The organism is Chryseobacterium formosense (assembly GCF_900116415.1).
Classification (GTDB): Bacteria; Bacteroidota; Bacteroidia; order Flavobacteriales; family Weeksellaceae; genus Chryseobacterium; species Chryseobacterium formosense.
On sequence record NZ_FPAP01000001.1, the window covers coordinates 1,149,488 to 1,167,934 of the forward strand.

Below are 18,447 nucleotides of genomic sequence, written 5' to 3' on the forward strand. Positions count from 1 at the left end.
TATTTGACTGTAGTTGTAAAAAGATATCTCTCTAATCTCTCGATTAGCATTTTATAAATTAAACGACGACAAATGATTTCACAAAACAAAAAATGCTAATTTTAATATCTGAAGAATTATACCTGATATGAAATTAAAAGCTAAAATTGTAGAAGAAGTTAAAATTCCGGATAAAACAATTATTGTTGAATTTGAAGGCGATGAAAAAAAACAACACTTCGAAGTAAAGTGCTTATTCAGTCCTTTTTACAAGGAGATGAAAAAATCGGATTTGTGGATTCTTAATATTAAGATGGAAAGCGAAATATTTACAGATCCAAATACAGACAAGAAATCATACTTTACTCATTTATGTAAGAAGGCTGAATTGTCTCACACCAATTATAAAAAAGATTAGATAAAGCCGCAGACAAAGAATTCTCTTATGTAGGTTGTTCATCACGATGAGTTAGTGTTTTTTCCTGCATTTATAATAGGTTAATATTTCTTCTTCCTTCTCACTTTCATCGAAATTTGTACTATATAACTGGTCGAAGATCAACTCTATTTCCTGTATCAATCTTTTCAATTCCTCGGTATTATCATATTCCATAGCACAAAGTAAACCATGAGAAGATTTGTGAGATGTTCTATATTAATTTCAGAATTCTTGTAGTCATTCGTACAAATTTATATATTCTTCAAAATAAAAATTTATATGCGTCAGAGTCATCGCAATAAAAAAGATCTTCCCATATAGATAGAGGAAGATCTTTAAGGTGTTTTTCAAAAATAAGTTAATTTTTAAATTCAATTAGTATGCCAAAAAAACCTTCACTGCAAATGCGAAGGTCAATATTATACCGTGATCTTGGTTTAAGTTTTCTGTACAAAATCACTAAAAAAAAGGAATCAAAATAATCCCTTAACACCATGCTTCAATATATACATTTGAAAAGCATTGTCAAATAGATACTAAAAAATTAAGGCTTTTTATGATTTAAATCAAGGTATTAACTGAGCTCTACATTATATGATAATACAAAAAGGACCTTCCGGATTGATAGAGGAAGGTCTTTAATAACAATTTAATTTATATTTGAGTCGAAATAATTATATCAAACTATGTACCATAATTATAAAGCAAAAAAAAATGCAAAATTGCCTATACCTGAAAAATTAGTGGATTAATTTTAAAACGAGCAGGTGCTTTGTTTCAATGAAAACTCGATTTGTCTCAAACAAAAATCTCCCATCTATTTAGATGTGAGATTTTTTGTTTTGCAATATATGTGATTTGATTCCGGAGGTAATCACAATCTTTGTGCCAAATAAGATTACTTAACCTAGAAACTGCTTTTTCCTAGATCAATTATTATTTATGATATCTACTTTTTTTTCAAAACAAATTTACGATTGCCTTCTTACTTTTTTTTGTAATCTTGATTCAGATCAGTGAATAACATATTAACATAAGAAAACATCGTCTGTAAGATCATATGCTTTAAATATAGAAAAGTTGTAGTGTATATTAAACAATAATAATTTTAATACTCATAATATTTCTATCAAAAATCATTTAACTGATGTATTGAATAATAGTTAGCTATCTTATTTTTTTAATTCCTGCATCAATTCAAAACACAACGGATCAATATTTTCTATAGGATTAAATGCAGAAACATTTGATAAGATAATTACTGCTGTTTTGTTGTCAGTATTCATAGTGATCGAAGATGAATATCCGGCTGCTCCACCATTATGCCAAAATAAATTTTGACCATTTTCTGATTTTAAAACATGCCACCCTAAACCGATTTTCATTTTTTCACTGATATCAAAAGTAGGTGTTCTTGTTAATGCAAGTTCTTTGTTTTTAGGATCAAACTGTGCTGCTGCAAATTTCGCTAAATCTTCTGTTGTTGATAAGATTCCGCCGCCGCCAAACAAAACGTCAAAATCCCAATTTGGGATTATTTTTCCATTGATATCTAAGCCTTTTACCAATTTTTCTCCCAAATTTTGCGAATTGGTAAAAGAATTCGTCATTTTATATTTATCAAAAATTTTTTTCTTTAACAACTCCTGAATACTTGTTTTTTGAGATAAACCTAAAGTATATCCTAATAAACCTGCTCCCAAATTTGAATAATCATAAGATGTTGAAGGCTTATTCTTAAGCGTCAATGAATTTCGAAGATAATCTTCAAGTTTTTTCCTGCCATAATTTTGATAGGGATTAGATTCATTGGATAAATCTAAATTCTCGGGTAAACGAGGTAGTCCAGAAGTATGATTTGCTAAACTTTCAAAACTGATATTGATGTTGTCTTTGAATATAAGATGATAGTACTTATTGATATGATCAGACAAATTGATTTTTTTATCTTCTACCAAAGAAGCCAAAACTGTGGATGTAAAAACTTTAGTAATCGAACCTATTTCAAAGACCTTGCTTTGATTTTCAATTGGTTTTATAGAATCATTTTCTTTTACAATTCCGTAGTAATTTGTTTTTCCGTCTTTGATGACGGCTATAGATACTTGGGTGCTATTTGGAAAATCTTTCGCCTTTGAATAAACAATCTGTGCAATTTTTTGTGGATATATACTTAAAATATTTACAGTATTCTTCACTTCTGATGTAGCAGATCCTTTATACGGTTTTACAAAAAGTCCGTCGATTTGACTATTCTCATCTAGTGAAATATTGACTGACAAAACTGCCTTTTCAAATTTGGTTTTATAACTTGCATAAGTTTCCTGTTCGTATTTGATAAATTCTTTACTCTCAATTTTACCAGCTTGCAATTTTAAATTATTCAAAAATTCTTTTGTGCTTTCAAGAGGTAATGCCTGTTTCATTTCTCTCGAAAAACTGTTGAAAATTTCATCATATTTTCCGGCATTATATTTAGTCTGAAATTGATCAATCTTAGCTCTGTAGTTTTCAGTCTGAGCAAAAATTTGATTGCTTATCAGGATGGTGAAAAGTAGTGCAAATATTTTTTTCATTAGATTTTTGTTTTTAAGTCTATTAATTTTAAACTTTAGCCAATTTTAATAATAGTGAATTAAAATTTGTTTCTATTCTTTTTTGAGACTGTTGGCAAGTTTATAGTAAATTTACAATGTCTATTTTCAATAGTTTTAAACTCTTGTATGGTTTTTTATAATGACGACCAAAGTCATTTTCCAGAACGATATCAGGCTAATTAGAAGCTTAGTTTTTCTGCATTAAAATTTTCTGCAATTATATATGGTTGGTTTAAATTAAAATTATCTGGACTTACAACTTCATTGCCAAATATTAGTATTTTCATATTTTTTTCTTCATTCAAAATCTCACTTTTAATTTCTAATGTCAGATTTTCTTCTTCACATAGTTTTTTAAACGGTTCAAAAAGAATTTTTGGTAGATTTAAATATTCGATACGTTCTGCATTATTCACAACACCTCTCCACTTTTCAGGAATTTCTCTCTGAGTAAATAAATTTTGGGTGTTCCAAAAGAAATCTTGAATGTTTTTCCAAAAACCAACTTCATTTTCTAACATTTGATGAAACTTACCAATAAATTCAAATTTATTATTTGGAATTCCATGTACCTCACATCCAAATTCTGATCCTTGAATAATCAGAATTAGAGGATGATTATCATAAATGTTTATTTTTAAAAAAGGCATTAAATTTCCAAAGTGCAAATTTTTAAAACTAAGAATATTTTCTGCGGCAATAATCCAATGACTTTCTTTTTCTGATTCATCAATAAGAGTTATTCTTAGCTCAATTATTGACTTTTCCGCATCAAAATTTAATTGTTTTAAATATATGAAACCTTGTGATAAAAAGTTTTCTGTATTCGTTAATTCAATTAATTCTTTCATGGTCTATTGTTTGAGGAAAGCTAAAAATAACTTCCAAAATTACGTCAAGCTAATTTATTACTTTCGTTAGTCTATTTATACAATTAACCAAATTATTTTGATCGTTTTTTAGATCAAAACAAACCTAAGAAAACAGAACAGTAAAAAATGTAAATATTTGCATATTTTGCCTCACAACATTTAAACGCAAAAAGATGTCGGAGTATGACAGGCGTATATGTTGTAATCGGAAAATTCATTAACAGTCATAGTGTATTGCGAACAATATCATTTTTCCAGCTGCAATCTGATTAAATTAATTTTCTGTTTCTCGCTATTATCAATCAATATGTCAGGTTCTATTCCTATGTTATCAATCGGATTGCGAGGAAGTCTCGTTGATCTTGATATGGGGATAACTAAATTATATTCTGCACACAAAATATCGAAATATTGTGAATTGGCATAATCTAATATTCCATAAGAATTTTCGCCAAATACAGTAACCTTCTTACTCTGCTTAGCTGTTAATAAAAGAGATTCTGCTGAACTTGCTGTATTGCGATCAATTAGAAAAGCCACTTTTTTAGGATATTCAAATATAGAATCTAATTTTACATACATTGTATCCTTGCCTACCGGATTAATAAAACTACCTATGTTCCTTTTCATAAGTGTGACAATTTCTGCAATATATTTTTTAGATTCTTCGCTCACACTTTGATCTTCAAGCTGCTGCTCATAGATTTTAATATTGTCTTCACTAGCCCAATATTCTGAAGGAAATATTCCGATCGAATTTGTATACAGATAAGGTATAAACGGACCATATGTTAAATCATTCCCTCCCATATTCCCCCTCAAATCGATAATCCAGTGTGGAAACTTTTCTAATAATACCTGATTTTTTTTAATGATCCTATCTATTTTTTTCTTTTCCTCCCACTCAAAAGAAGGTAATGTTATTAATAAGGTTTTATCACTTAATTGTTTTAAACTTGTTTCTTTTGCTAAGCTATCTTTAGCCGGAGGAGGAAGATTTTTAAATTTAGGAAACTGTTTACTGAGCTGGCTTAACTTTTCAGGGTATTTTTCTCTGTAGCGCCAATCAAGTTGCACTTTCAGATGATGGTCCTTAAAATAGTTTGTCCAAGTTCTTAATAAAACATAACAGGAGTCAATATCAGTTGTCTTTTTTGATTTTGATAAAAGGTTATTAGTAAACTGAGTAAACGCACTCTTCTTATTCAGATTGACTTTGTCATTATAACCCGCATAGTTTTTACTTACCTTGCTCACGGTATAATTAAAATTTTCTAAACAGTCACAGCTCTGCGCCATTAAATTTAATGTCAGTAATATAAAAATACTTGAGATAGATATTAGTTTTATCATGGGTTTCTTTTTGGCTTCTAAAATATAATGCAATAACTTTTTACATACTGCTACAACGAGAGTTGTTAAATTATATATTTCGTGGAATAAATTACAACAATTATTACTACTAATACAGTAATTCTTCACATTACAACTATCCGATCTTAGTCAATCAAAAAATAATCGTTTCATGTAATAACTTCCACATCTTGGAATATGATTTGTAGATGTCGATAGTAGAAGCTTATCCATGAAAAATAAATCTACCCCAAAAAGAAATAGCAGACGTAAATGGCTTATTTCAATTACAGTTGCAATAATTACAATTGCTGTATGTTTTCCGGTTGCATTGGAATACTATCTTCAAAAAAAACTTCCTGATATCATTAACGAGAAAACTCCATACAATGTTAAGATTGACAATTTCAGTCTAAGTTTGTGGCGTGGAAACGTATCGGTTACCAACTTGAATATCTCAACTAAAAAAACAAATGATAATTCAATAGCTCAGATCAATGGTTTCGCAAAAAGAATTATCGTATCTGATATTGGAATCTTAAAGGCAATGTTTTCAAAAACCTATCGCGCAGATAAAATCATTGTGACTGATTCGGATATTAAAATAAAAACAGGCGCTAAGACTCAAAAAGATAAAAAAGAATCTGGTAATGTTGACTTTTATATTAATAATATCTCAGTAAAAAACCTGACCGCCGATGTATCTGATTTTTCAGGAAAACCCCTCCTTAAAGGAAAACGTATCAATATATTAATGAATGATATCAAGCAGAGTAAAAATAAAGCAAAGGTCCCCATTGCTTTTTCAAAAATCAATATTGATGCTTCTAACGTAACAGTAGGAGTTAATAAGTTTTATGAAATCAGTGCAGGTCAAATTAGTACTGATAATAAAAATCTTGCAATAACATCCTTTCATCTGAAACCTCTTTTAGACCCGGCACTTTATAACTCTAAAAATGTTTTTGATTTTGCTGCTGAAAAATTTACAGCTAAAGATTTTATGGTGAGCCAAGACTCACTGATCGTATCAGATGTAGCATTTCAGAAACCCAATTTAAAGGTAATGTCTACAGGAAAGAACACAGTGCAGGAAAATACCTCCAAAAAAGAGGTTGAATTAAAAATTGGCATGAAGAATATTTTCTTCGAGAAAGGAAGAATTTTGGTTTTTCAACCTAATAATGAAAAAACTGCATCTGTAGAAAATTTCAACTTCAAATTAAATAATATCGTTTTTGATAAAAATACGGTAAAAGAAAAAATTCCTTTCCGTTTCAGCAATCACGATATTGAGGCAGAAAATATTTACTTCAAAGCTGATGCTTTACAGGCTTTCAAAATCGCCAAGATCTCATCCAAGAACTCAGATATTGTTGTTAATGATTTCCAAATGGTTCCGTTGGCAAAAAGCAACATAAAAGATGTACTACATATTTCCACAAAACAGCTTAAAATTGTCAATAACCAAAGCAAGTTTTTAGGCCAAAAATTACAGCTTAACCTGGGAGGAATTGAAATTGAACGACCGCTGATTCATATTTATTCAGCTGTTAAGAAAGAACCTTCGAAAAAAACTCAAAATAAAATTCCTGAATTTACAGCATTGGTTGGATATCTAAAAGTGCGGGATGGGATCATTAGGCAGTCAAATCAATCCAAAGAAAAAATGGCTGTCGGAAAACTTAATATTGATATCAAAAAAATCCAGTCCAATGAGAAATTAGCAAGAAATGACATACCTTTTAAGATTGATGATTATTCTGTAAATGCTAACAACATACATTTTGATGCAGGTAAATATTATAATCTGAAGATTAAGGAAATCGCCAGTTCAGCAAAAGATACAGAGATCTCCAATCTCCAATATATTCCAAAATATTCAAGGCAGGTTTTCAGTAAAATTATTGATAAAGAAACAGATCTTTACACCATTAAGGTGAGAAAAATATCCATCAAAGATTTTCAATCATCACTTTCGGGTAGAAAATCAATTGATCTTGACAATATCTCAATTGACGGGCTAAGCTGCAATATATATCATGACCTAGCTCCACCCGATGATAATGCGGTACGCTATATGTTCAGCAGGAAACTACGAAATATGAGCCTTCCATTATTTATTAAAAAAATTACAATAAAAAATTCTGAACTTACGTATGAAGAAAATGCAGAGAATAGCAATATACCCGGAAAAATAACATTTAATAGTTTTAATGCTACCATAAAAAATGCTAACAATGCGAAAATTACTGGTCGTCCCACAACAATTACAACGGATGCAGAATTTGACTTTTTTGGTAATGCAAAAACCAGTGTTACCTGGAATTTTGATGTTAAAGATCTCTCAGACAAATTTGCTATCAAAGGGAATATCCAAAAACTTTCTGCAGAAAATGTGAACCTTTTTGTAAGGCCTTATCTTAATGTGACGCTTGATGGGCAGATCGATTATTTGAAGTTTGATTATTACGGAAATTCAGAAGGTATAGCAGGAAAGTTCTATTTTAAATATAACGACATGTACGTTAATTTTCTCAACAAAAAAGGAAAAGAAAGAAAACTGTTAACAACCATTGCAAACTGGTTTGTCAAGAATGAATCTACCGGAGAACCTGATCACGTGCTTATAGAGAAAAAGAGAGAGCCAGAAAGAAGTTTTTTCAATATGCTTTGGCAGGGGATTATGGAAGGTCTCAAGAAATATGTGATTTAAAATACTGCAAATTGCACTAAAAAATATATGTATACCTTAAACCATTACAAGAATCATGATAAACTCGGTGATTCCCCCGACCACCGTCTTAAAATATTTCTAATTTATTCAAGCGAACAAATTACACAGTTTAATGGTTTCAGCTTTTTTAATTAAAATATACCACAATTTGTATTCTAGGCATAATACTTGTAAAGAATAAATAAATGCTTTTTATCCATCAGCTCATCACTATATTTAATTGAAATAATAATCCTCCAATCTTTTTAGCGGAGGATTTTTTTTAGCTACTTTCATGAATTACACACTAGAACTCAATACGCAATCCAAGGAATCAAAGGTTGTTTTCAATAATATTATTTTCGATTCATTTAAAATAAACATTATTGATCATTACAGGGGTAACATGAAAAACAACCCTGTTTTATGGAGAACCATTTTTAAAGTTAGAACCATAGATAATAATCTTATTGAAACCATTGGTGGAAACAACCGCGTTATTTTAAAAGGAATTGATTTTAAAAACTATAATGAACTTATCAAAATTCTTAATTCATATCAATACAAAAACAAATTAATAAAGAGAAGAGATGCCGATGAGGATTATGTACATTTTTTGCTGAGTTATTTTTAGCAAACTACAAAATAGATTAGCTAAAAATTAAGAATTAATGAATAATAGATGACCACTTTTTCTTCTTAAAATTTTAAAGTTGGTAGTATGCAGATTAGACTAAGAAAGGCTTCTCGATAGTTTTATAATAGTTTGTGCCCACTCTGAGGCTATGATTTTGCCCATATTTTTAAGGTTTTATTCTGTACAGGAGGTGTAGATAGGTATAGTAGAATGCTTAATAAAAAAAGTCTTTATCTATTTTCTGTACTTTAGTGATTTAACCTCTTTTAAAGCAGACATCAGATTAAATTGGTTGAACCTGTAGAATATTCCTATTTGTTCATCTTTAATGTAATCTTTAAAATGTGTGAGCGTGCGGTCTGGTAATCGAATTTAGAGTTTCAATACACTTTTTAATACAGTATAAATTCTTTTTCAACTCGATTTCAGAAATAAAATAAGTCTTTTACTTACTCCAATTTGTCGAGAATGGTTTGGAATAGATTTGTTGTCTGAATAATCTGTGATATTTATTTGCAGACAAAATTGTATGATTGGAATAACTAGTGATACGATTCCACTTAATTGAGTAAAGATTAAACCTAAATTATTTACAGTTTAAAAATATTGATTTAATATCCACAAAAAATAAGGTGAGCAACTATTATTCTGTAAATATGTAAAAAGTCCGTTCTCACCAGTTGTGAGACGGACTGTTTATAAAAACGAATTACAATTTCGAATGACAGTAAAAGTTAGATTTGCAGATAATCTTTAAATTCAATAAGTTTTAAATCAACAGCTCTTCCAAATTTTTTACTTAACGTAATTGTGATCAAATCTCTCAGCTTTTTAATATCTATAAAATTATCTAATTCAAAATTCATTATATAGTTTATAACTCTAATATGACTTCTGTAATCAGTAGTCTTTTCCATGTTAATTAACAATTCCTCGATTTGAGCATCTCTATCTTGTTGAATGAAGAATAAATTATTAACAATAATCTGATTTTTAACAATATATTTGGTACTTTTCATATCGTATATTGATTTAAAATCATCTGCTTTATATATTTTGTAATAAAAAGAATGATTATTAATGAAATAGTCCAGAATAGAAAGTTTAAAAAGATAGTGTCTTCTGTGGGACAGATACTCTAAATATCTATCATACAACACATTATCTACAATTTCTAGTCTATCTGCTAGTTCTATAATTAATGAATTATACCAATCATTATTTGTCAATTCAAAATTTAGAATAAAATTTTTAAAATAAATGTAGTTAGTTTTATCACTTTCGAAATCATAGTCTTCTAAAAATTCTATTCGTTTGCTCAAAAATCTATTTTCAAAATAAATTTTTATATTGCTATCTTCTGCCTGTGCCTGTGCCCTTTTCTCCACTTTTTTTCTGTTTATTTCGTGTTGTACGTGCTTTCTGTTCTTTAGTCAATCTTTGCTTTAAAGCTTTTTGTTCTTTTGACAAATTACCTTTTAGTCCAGCCAATTCTGTAGCAATATCTTCGTCAGACCATCCTATTAATCCTGTATCACGTTGATTACCTCTTGCTACTTTCGAAAATTCGAAGACACTGCTAGGCTTTTTGTATCCACTATCATCTACTGGAATAGGTACACCATTAATATCTATTTCCTGCTCAACATTTGGAAATATTTCAAATGTTTTAGGAGTTGTTTCTTCATTGGCTTCATCATATATGTCTCTATTTTTAATAGCATCAGCTGTTTTATCTGCTATGTCCCAAGCCGCATAAGTAGCTACGGTGTAGAATAATGCTTCAAGAAAGGCATATGCAGCGGGTATTGCTGGAATAAAAGCCTGATGCGTGAAAGAAAGCCCTGCCATATTGGTTTGTAATGCCTTTGATCCAGTAAGAGTAACTTCTTGAATTGGTGTTACTTTTAAAGAAGCAGTGTTTGTCTCTGAATTATAAACATACACATTCTCTTTATCATCAATGTATGGCTTGAATTCTGCTGTTTTTGGACAGGTAGGACAATGTGCAAATCCTTCTCCAGTCATACCTGTTGGATCGTTATAGAAAATTGGATTATTCCAAACGTAACTGTAAGCTTCGTGTGTGTATTGACTTCTAGGATCTATAGTTCCAAACCTTGCAACATCCGGCATATAAAATCTCGCGCCATAGTCGTACATTCCCGTCTCTTGGAGTTCTTTGCCGTTGTACTTATAGTTCATGTATCCTCCCACATAAGATTTGCTACCACCAATATGATTTAATCCGAAAGGATAGTAATCATTTTTGTCTGTAATTTCCAAAGAACCGTCAAGTTTCTTTGCGTAACTTATTCTAGAATTACCTAAGTGATCCTCATATTGATAAATATACCGATTTTCCGTGTAACTATAAAAACCTTCTGCTGTGATTACAAAATCCAGCGTCCAGACTGGAGGTTTTGGAGGTATGCCAGGGCCTATAATAATATCTTTTTGAAATGCCTGTTCTTCATATGCAACTTCTGTACGGCACGTTATACAAGAGACACTTTCATAATAGTTATAATGAAAACCATCCAAATAATCGGTAATTGTATTATTGGTTGGCATATTTCTTCCTTCTAACCTTGTTGAATAAATCTTTCGCAATTTGGTGCCGTCTGAGCGGTAGAGATAACTTAGATTTATATAGTTTGGTATCCCGAAGTTTGAAACAGGCATAAACTGAAAGTTTTCAGGTAAATTTTGGTAATTGTACCGAACGTTTTCAATCCCCTTATCCAACATATTGGTCATATTGCCATTAAGGTCGTAAGTAATAATATTATTTCCGCCTTCATAACCTGTATCGTTCATTGCATTTTCCACAATACGGTTAAGCCTGTTACCTGTATATTCATAGCCGAGATTATCGATGACAGTAGAGGTAAGCCCCGAAACCGGCACCGCCTTTCTCTGCAAATTGCTTATATTTCCATTCAAATCATAGGATAAGTACTCGTCAAAATTACCATTTTGTGGATTTGCAACATCGGGTTCTGCGTACATCCCTTTTTTTAGCCTGTCTAATCCATCATAAGTGTAGTCATACCTTTTCAATACATTATCAAAAGAACTTTTCCAATCGATCTCGGCAATATTACCATTGAATTTGCCATTTGTCAAATTAGTATAAACAGGATTGTTGTATTTGATCTCATATCCAAAAAGATCACCGTTACTCAAGCTATTCGGATTATTAATCCTCGTCATCCAGCCTCGGATATTATATTCATAATCTACTGTCTGAAGTCCGCTCCCAACATTTGCTCCGCCTACTTTCTTACTTTTCAGCTGTGATAGCTCATTGTATTCGTTTTGAGCTAAATACTCGACTGGATTTCCGTCAACCTGATGGGTATGTGTTAATAACCTGTTTTGGTGATCGTAAGTGAAATTTTCTGTGATTACTCTTTCTGTATCTGTTAAAAGTCTTTTATGCTGTGTCAGAATGATATTTGAATTTCCTGAAAAGTCAAGACGTTTTTCAACATTGGTATATCCTCCCAGATGATTTTGAGAGTACTGTCTAATCGGCCTGCCTTTTAAATCATAATAATAATATGTTTTTGTCCAATTATCATCTTCAATATTCTTTACAAAACTGGAGACCAATTGACCTTTTGTGCTTACGCCATACTGCTGAACGTCTGAAGGCAGAACAACCTGGTCATACACCATCGTTGGAAAAGGATCGCCAGGTAGATATGAATCATAATAATTAACAGACAGAACGGTTTCAATATCAATAAAATAGCCATTACTATAATAAATCTGCATTCCGTTTCTTGTGAATCCCGAAGGATCTCTAGATTCTGCAATTATCACCCCTCCCGCTTGACCCTGCATACTTTCCCTGCTGCCACCGGAAATAATTCCAGTATATATCACTCTCCCAAATTTATCATATTTGGTAATGAGCCATTTCGATTGCTGGGCAAGATTAGCATCTTGAGTCATAATTAAGCGGTCTGCCTTATCATACACCATATACTCCCAACCTTTTCCTGGAAGCTTTTTTTCAACCAGACGATTCCTCCTATCATAACGGTACTGGTAACAAAGGTTGTCGAGAACGGTCTGCGGAATTTCTTCACCATCAGCAAAGCCATTATCTTGCATCTCTCGAACAGCTTTTGGAGGGATTACAAATGCCAGATGATTATATTCATTATATATATAATAAGTATCAGCATACTCGGTGGCAGTCAATACCTTTCTTACCAATATGATTTGCCCTTGTCCGTTTTTAAATTCAATAGTTTTATTTCCATCCTCATCAGTCACTATATTTTTATAAATTTTATTGTCCGTATAATAAAGTTCGGCAGATGATTTAGGAATAGAATTGGTTATACTCGACCATGTTGTGGTCGTCAAAAGTTTATAAACCTTATCACTTGAAGAATTTGCACTATAATCAAATTTCACAGGCTTATTAGTCCAGTCGTTACCTACTTGGATTTGCTGATGAATTCTGTCCAATGGAGAATTCTCTATTATTTTTTCTGAGTAGATCTTTTCTGATCCGTAAATGCCAGGCTGTGTAGCATTGGATAGCGGATTAGAAATGATAGAACCATTCATCGTATTTGGTTGCGGTATCGGAAGATAATCTTTTGATTGCCTCCCAAATCCATCATATTCGATATGCATAACCACATCTCTTTGCAATGGTGAGGCTTTGACATTCACGATTTGTTTTGGCCTGCCCAAACCGTCGAAATATTTGACTGTCTCCGAAGTTTTGGAAGCCGCAGCACCATTATAATCAAGATATGTTTTTGTATACACATAATTTTCAGCTGTGCTTAACTGTGCCCGAACTAGACCCGATAAGAATAAAGTTACGATTGGAATTAATATTTTTTTCATGATGAGGTCTTAGTTTTTATAATTGTATTTAAACTCTTTTATTAGTTTTCCAGTAGATGAATTTTCTCTTATTTCTTTCAATCTTAAAGTATAATCGTAGAGATATACTTCTCTTGCTCCTAAAGGAGATGTAATACTTGTAACGCCAACCATAGGATTATAAGTGTATGTCGTTATATGAAAAGCTGTAAAACCTGTTCCCTTCCTTAAATTATCTAAAGCATCGATTAGAGCCTGTTCGTAACTTACTGAACCGTATTGTCCATCCTCATTCGATTTTGTTATAGCTGCTGATATCAGCACATCGTCTTTGACATTATCATAAAATGCTCCTTCAATTTTTGCTATTGGCTGAGTCTGATTATAACCCCAAATTATGGTTACAGGAATTCCATTTTTGGTCGTGTATTGTAAAAGATTTCCTTTTGAATCATATTTGTCGTAAGTAACTTCGGTTGAGCCATATGCAACTTGAGGTACTATTGAAGGTCCTAATCCATTATTCACAACTTGTGTCATATCTTCAGAATAAAATAATTGCTCTTTAGGAAGCAATAAGCCAGATGAATTATCTGGAAAATATAGAACTTGGTTTCTCTTTTGAAAAATAGAGTTTTTATAGATTGAAGTAACAAGGGGAATGTCTCGCATATTATTAACAACCATTATAGGAGTAAACTGATAAGGAGGCATGTTACTATTAGGCGAATTTCCATGTCGTAGATCATCAGCATATTGATATTCAGTTTCGTAAATTTCGGCATTTGGATCCGTAATTTTTTTCTTAGTTAAGTTTAAATGATTTTTACCTTCATAAAAAAACTCTGTTTTAGTTTTTAAATCACCAGTTGCAAAGAAATCAGTATTTTCTATTTTCTTAGGTGTAAATAATCCTCCGAATAATTTAAAAAAATACTTTGTTCTTAGTCTGTCAGTTACATATGTTACAAAATTATTTGGCTTTATTTCGGCTATATCTGTAAACTCAGTATTTGTAGATTTTATCTTTAAGAAATTATTATCATAATATTCTTGCCTATAAACTTTCCCCCTTTTGTATCCATTTGAATGATACGGAAGATTAATATTTGCTATATTAAGAGGAAAATAATTTACGTTTACAGCACTCAGATTATTGTCAACTTCTTTTGAAATAGAAATATCCGGATAATTGCTGTAATTAGTAAAATAATGTTTTGTATATCCATTGTTATTTTCTTTTTCCGTCACTTCTGAATAAAGTACAGGAAATGAATTAAAAGCTGTTTCAATATAATTGTCAGAAGATACCTCAAGCCTTTCACTATTGCTATAGGGAGTCTGCATTCTTAGGTACATCAGATTTCTATAATAATTCGAAAGAACTCCACTGGATTTGGTGGTCGCTGTATTGGGATTGTAATTACTTATGTATTTGTACTCTTTAGTGCCAATCAAAGTACCATCATTAGAATAATTATTAATAGTATTTAGTCTACCTCCACCCACGATACCCTGAGATTCCACAAGAACATTTTTAAACTGTGAATTGTAATTTCGATCAATCTTTTCACTGTAATCATGTGGTTCATAGATGAACTCAGATTTACCTTTAGTCGGATAAATTATTGATTTTAGAAGAGCCGTAGCGTATAAATTGGGGTTAGCATCTCTAATATTTTCCGTAAAGCTATAAGCATCTGTGTTTTTATCTAAAGTAAAATTTGGAATTAGCTTTCCTGCTACCCTATTGTTCCAATACCCCCAATGATCAATACCTATCGTTGTCTCATCAGGCAACTCACTTTTACTGTAGTAATCAAATTTATATTCCTGAAGGTAGTCAAATGACAACCTTTCTTTTCTAAATAGTTTTACTTTATCTAAAAAGAAATAATCCTTATATCGATAGTATTCAAAAGCTACACTTTTTAACTGTTTTTGAAAATTATCAAAGAAATTAATTCCTGTAAGTTTTAGTGATGGTATTGTATAGCTTGAATACTTATCAAATCTCTCATATGAGAAAGATGCTAATGTATTCCCATTTAATAATATCTCAATTGGAAAACTTTTTTTTGTTGCAGAAAAGCTGTGTTGTACTGATGAATTAGAATAAGAAGATGAACTTCCCCAATAAATGGTTCCATCATAAAGCAGGTTTCCACTGCTGGTATTATAATTTGAGTTTTCTGCTAAAATATTTTGCCTCAGAACATGATGGTGATCAAACATTAACAAGAAGGGTTCTTGCGTCATTATTGAAATATTATCTCTATCTAAACAAAAATTTCGGTCGCTGTTAGAAATATCAGCTGTTCTATATTTAATTTCAATTATATTAGTATTTGGATACTCTATTTTAAAAAGGTTCCAAGCAGTAATTGTAAATCTATTTTGTGTAGTTTGTTCAGGATATAGAGGATATGATACCTCTAAATTTTCATAATTTCCTCCGAAATAGTATTTAATTCCTTTACCATCAGTTATTTTGATTACTGTTGGTTTTGTTAAACATCTAGACCCATTATTAAAAGAATTTAATGGCTGTCTTGAAGACATTTGTGAAATATCAATCAACAAATTTGGATTGTCGGAAACAATAATTGGTTCTCGATCATTTCCAATGAAGAAATAACCGCTCATCCCCATAAAGTTAAAGTTAAATTTGTCAGGCTCTATATCATATGAATAATTACCACATTTCATACCTATGTTACCATACCCCCCACTTAGTCCACTATAATTTTGATTATAAGTATCCTGATTATTTTTATAACAATTTCTGATACCTTCCAAATAACCATATAATACATTGGAAGACTGTGGTGATTCAGGAAAAAAATCGTCAGGAGTTCCTCTAACCTCTCGACTGATAGAGCCTCCAACAGCTAAGGACCAGTCTAAACCAACATAATTTGATTTCTTTGAAGGTATAAATCCTGTTCCAAAATATCTGAGATCTATGTTCAACCCATCTTGATTGTAAATATTATTATAACTGAATAGATTAATGTCATAAGAAACGCTACCCGTACTTAGACTGACCGGAATATTTCCAAATTTTTCCATGTCGTACGTTTGAGGCGATTTAATAGTAGGAACAGTTTGCCCCATGCAGATCGACATTGGAACTATTACTAGTGTGAGTATAAAAAACTTTATGTTATTCATTTTTCTATTTTTTTATTAATTTAGCATTAGCCGTCTGATCGGTATCTGTTTTTACAACAATCAGATATGCTCCCTGAATCAGATTCTGAGTATTCATTTTTATTACCTTATTCTTTGTTTTTAGTGATTGTAGCTGTCTGCCACCCATATCATACAAAGTTATATCCGCTTCCTCAAATTCAAAACCTATTTCCACATAACAGTAATCACTCACCGGATTCGGGTAAATCTTCATATCCTGTTTTTCAATCAACTGATCAATCTGTTGGTCTCCAAGCTTTACAATCTTCCAGTTTTCTTTTCCCAATTCTTCAGCACTTGTTCCTGCCAATATAATAGAACCATCCTTATTCATTTTCAGGTCAGAAAGTCTTTCCTCTTTCTTTTTTGATTCTCCTTTTACGTGTTTTCTCCATTGCTCGTTTCCATTATTGTCAATATACAGCATCCAGAATGTTTCATCATCAGCTTCAATTCTTCCTTCAGCCTGAGTATAACCTCCAAACAAAACTCCTTTAGAGTTTTTTCCATCTCTTGTGTTAATTACATTCATTCCCATCAGAATATCACGGTTTTTTAAGTTGTACGATTTCTGCCACTGTTCTTCACCTTTTGTGTTTAATGAGATTAACCAGATATCTGTTCCTTCTTCAATTCCTACGGTCTTATTTCCTGATTTCTCAGATCTCGATTCTCCTCCGATAATATACCCGGAAGCAGTAAAGACCATTGTTCTCACATGATCATCACCCTTACCGCCGAAGTTTTTATCCCATTCTACTTTCCCATCCTTGCTCAGTTTTACGATCCAGTAATCGCCTTCTCCAAAGTTTTCTGTCTTTTTCGAAACAAATTGGGCTGATATAGAATTGTCCATATTCTCGCTTTTTACCGTATTATTTCCTGTGGAAATGCTGCTTCTGGAGTAAATACCTAATAAAGCACCTCCATCAGCAGTCGGAATCATCTTTTCTACTTCATCCAAACCTCTTCCGCCTAAAACTAATTCTGAAAGTATTTTTCCGTCCTTATCAAGTCTAGTTACTAACACATCTTTTGAACCAAAACCATTGGAAGCATTTTGAACATTTCCTGCGACCATAAAACCAAAATCAGCAGTCTGAATAACAGATCTTGCTTCATCATCTTGTGATGTTCCTAAAGTTTTTTGCCACAGTTCATCTCCGAATTCATTGATTCTGATGAGCCAGATATCAGACCCTCCTTTTGAAGCATCTTTTTTATCTAAACCTTTTCCCGAATAAGAAGTTCCAGCTAAAAGAAATCCTCCTTCTTGTGTAGCTACTGTTGCTGATAAAAAGTCATGATTTTGTCCAGAGAAATATTTTTCCCAGACTTCTTCGCCTTGCTGACTGAGTTTGACAAGATGAAAATCGTAGCCGTTGTTTTGTTTGTTTTCGGAAGTGATTTTTTTTGATTGAATCGAGCTTCCTGTTATAAGGTATTGCTGATCGACTGTTGTGGTGACTTGTGAAAGAAAATCCTGTGTAGAGGACTTAATATCTTTCTGCCATATCACCTCCTGCGAAAATACAATTGCACTACTTAGCAATAATGCACTCATGTAGAGTTTTTTCATGATTTAGTTTAATTTAACACCGTGCGAATTTAACTTTTTTTAACGTAATATATCACTTGGTGTATGAAAATTATTATGAGAATTATCATATCATTGTGACAAAAGTAATTCGCACAAACGACAAAACTTGACGTGTTGTAAAAAGTTATATCTAAATTTTTAAAATTTTTGTGATTAAGCTTCACCTTTTTACAAAAGTTATGCGCTATAATAAAAAAGAACG

General features: G+C 31.6%; 10 protein-coding genes. 3 read left to right on the forward strand and 7 right to left on the reverse strand.

Features of this window, described 5'->3' with window-relative positions; all coding sequences use genetic code 11:
* The first annotated feature begins 127 nt into the window (after nt 1-127).
* Nucleotides 128-397, forward strand: a complete 270-nt coding sequence (locus tag BM371_RS05445; RefSeq protein ID WP_034676640.1) for a hypothetical protein — start codon at nt 128-130, stop codon at nt 395-397.
* Nucleotides 398-1,590: 1,193 nt separating this feature from the next.
* Here BM371_RS05445 and BM371_RS05450 read toward each other — a convergent pair.
* The 3 genes from BM371_RS05450 to BM371_RS05460 form a co-directional block, all read right to left on the reverse strand.
* Nucleotides 1,591-2,994 (reverse strand): serine hydrolase, encoded by a 1,404-nt coding sequence (locus tag BM371_RS05450; protein ID WP_034676641.1) that lies wholly within the window; start codon nt 2,992-2,994, stop codon nt 1,591-1,593.
* 200 nt (nt 2,995-3,194) lie between these two features.
* Nucleotides 3,195-3,866, reverse strand: a complete 672-nt coding sequence (locus tag BM371_RS05455; RefSeq protein ID WP_051882788.1) for a hypothetical protein — start codon at nt 3,864-3,866, stop codon at nt 3,195-3,197.
* 267 nt (nt 3,867-4,133) lie between these two features.
* Nucleotides 4,134-5,240 (reverse strand): S41 family peptidase, encoded by a 1,107-nt coding sequence (locus BM371_RS05460; protein WP_081874551.1) that lies wholly within the window; start codon nt 5,238-5,240, stop codon nt 4,134-4,136.
* Nucleotides 5,241-5,472: 232 nt separating this feature from the next.
* On the opposite strand from BM371_RS05460, the gene BM371_RS05465 reads away from it, so the two are divergent.
* Both BM371_RS05465 and BM371_RS05470 read left to right on the forward strand, forming a co-directional pair.
* Nucleotides 5,473-7,956 (forward strand): hypothetical protein, encoded by a 2,484-nt coding sequence (locus BM371_RS05465; RefSeq protein WP_034676643.1) that lies wholly within the window; start codon nt 5,473-5,475, stop codon nt 7,954-7,956.
* A 295-nt stretch (nt 7,957-8,251) separates the two neighbouring features.
* Nucleotides 8,252-8,590 carry a prevent-host-death protein gene (locus tag BM371_RS05470; RefSeq protein ID WP_228376745.1) on the forward strand — a complete coding sequence of 113 codons (339 nt, stop codon included), beginning with the start codon at nt 8,252-8,254 and terminating at the stop codon, nt 8,588-8,590.
* Nucleotides 8,591-9,327: 737 nt separating this feature from the next.
* Here the strand turns inward: BM371_RS05470 and BM371_RS05475 are convergent.
* From BM371_RS05475 to BM371_RS05490, 4 genes are all read right to left on the reverse strand, one after another.
* On the reverse strand, nt 9,328-9,981 hold the full coding sequence (locus BM371_RS05475) for a hypothetical protein (RefSeq protein WP_131430943.1): 654 nt from the start codon (nt 9,979-9,981) through the stop codon (nt 9,328-9,330).
* Nucleotides 9,947-13,471 carry a DUF6443 domain-containing protein gene (locus BM371_RS05480; protein WP_051882789.1) on the reverse strand — a complete coding sequence of 1,175 codons (3,525 nt, stop codon included), beginning with the start codon at nt 13,469-13,471 and terminating at the stop codon, nt 9,947-9,949. Before BM371_RS05480 ends, BM371_RS05475 begins: the two co-directional genes overlap by 35 nt.
* Before the next feature lie 9 nt (nt 13,472-13,480).
* Nucleotides 13,481-16,522, reverse strand: coding sequence for a hypothetical protein (locus BM371_RS05485; RefSeq protein WP_131430945.1), 3,042 nt, complete (start codon nt 16,520-16,522; stop codon nt 13,481-13,483).
* Between the two features lie 106 nt (nt 16,523-16,628).
* Nucleotides 16,629-18,224 (reverse strand): T9SS type A sorting domain-containing protein, encoded by a 1,596-nt coding sequence (locus BM371_RS05490; protein ID WP_034676649.1) that lies wholly within the window; start codon nt 18,222-18,224, stop codon nt 16,629-16,631.
* Nucleotides 18,225-18,447: the final 223 nt, after the last annotated feature.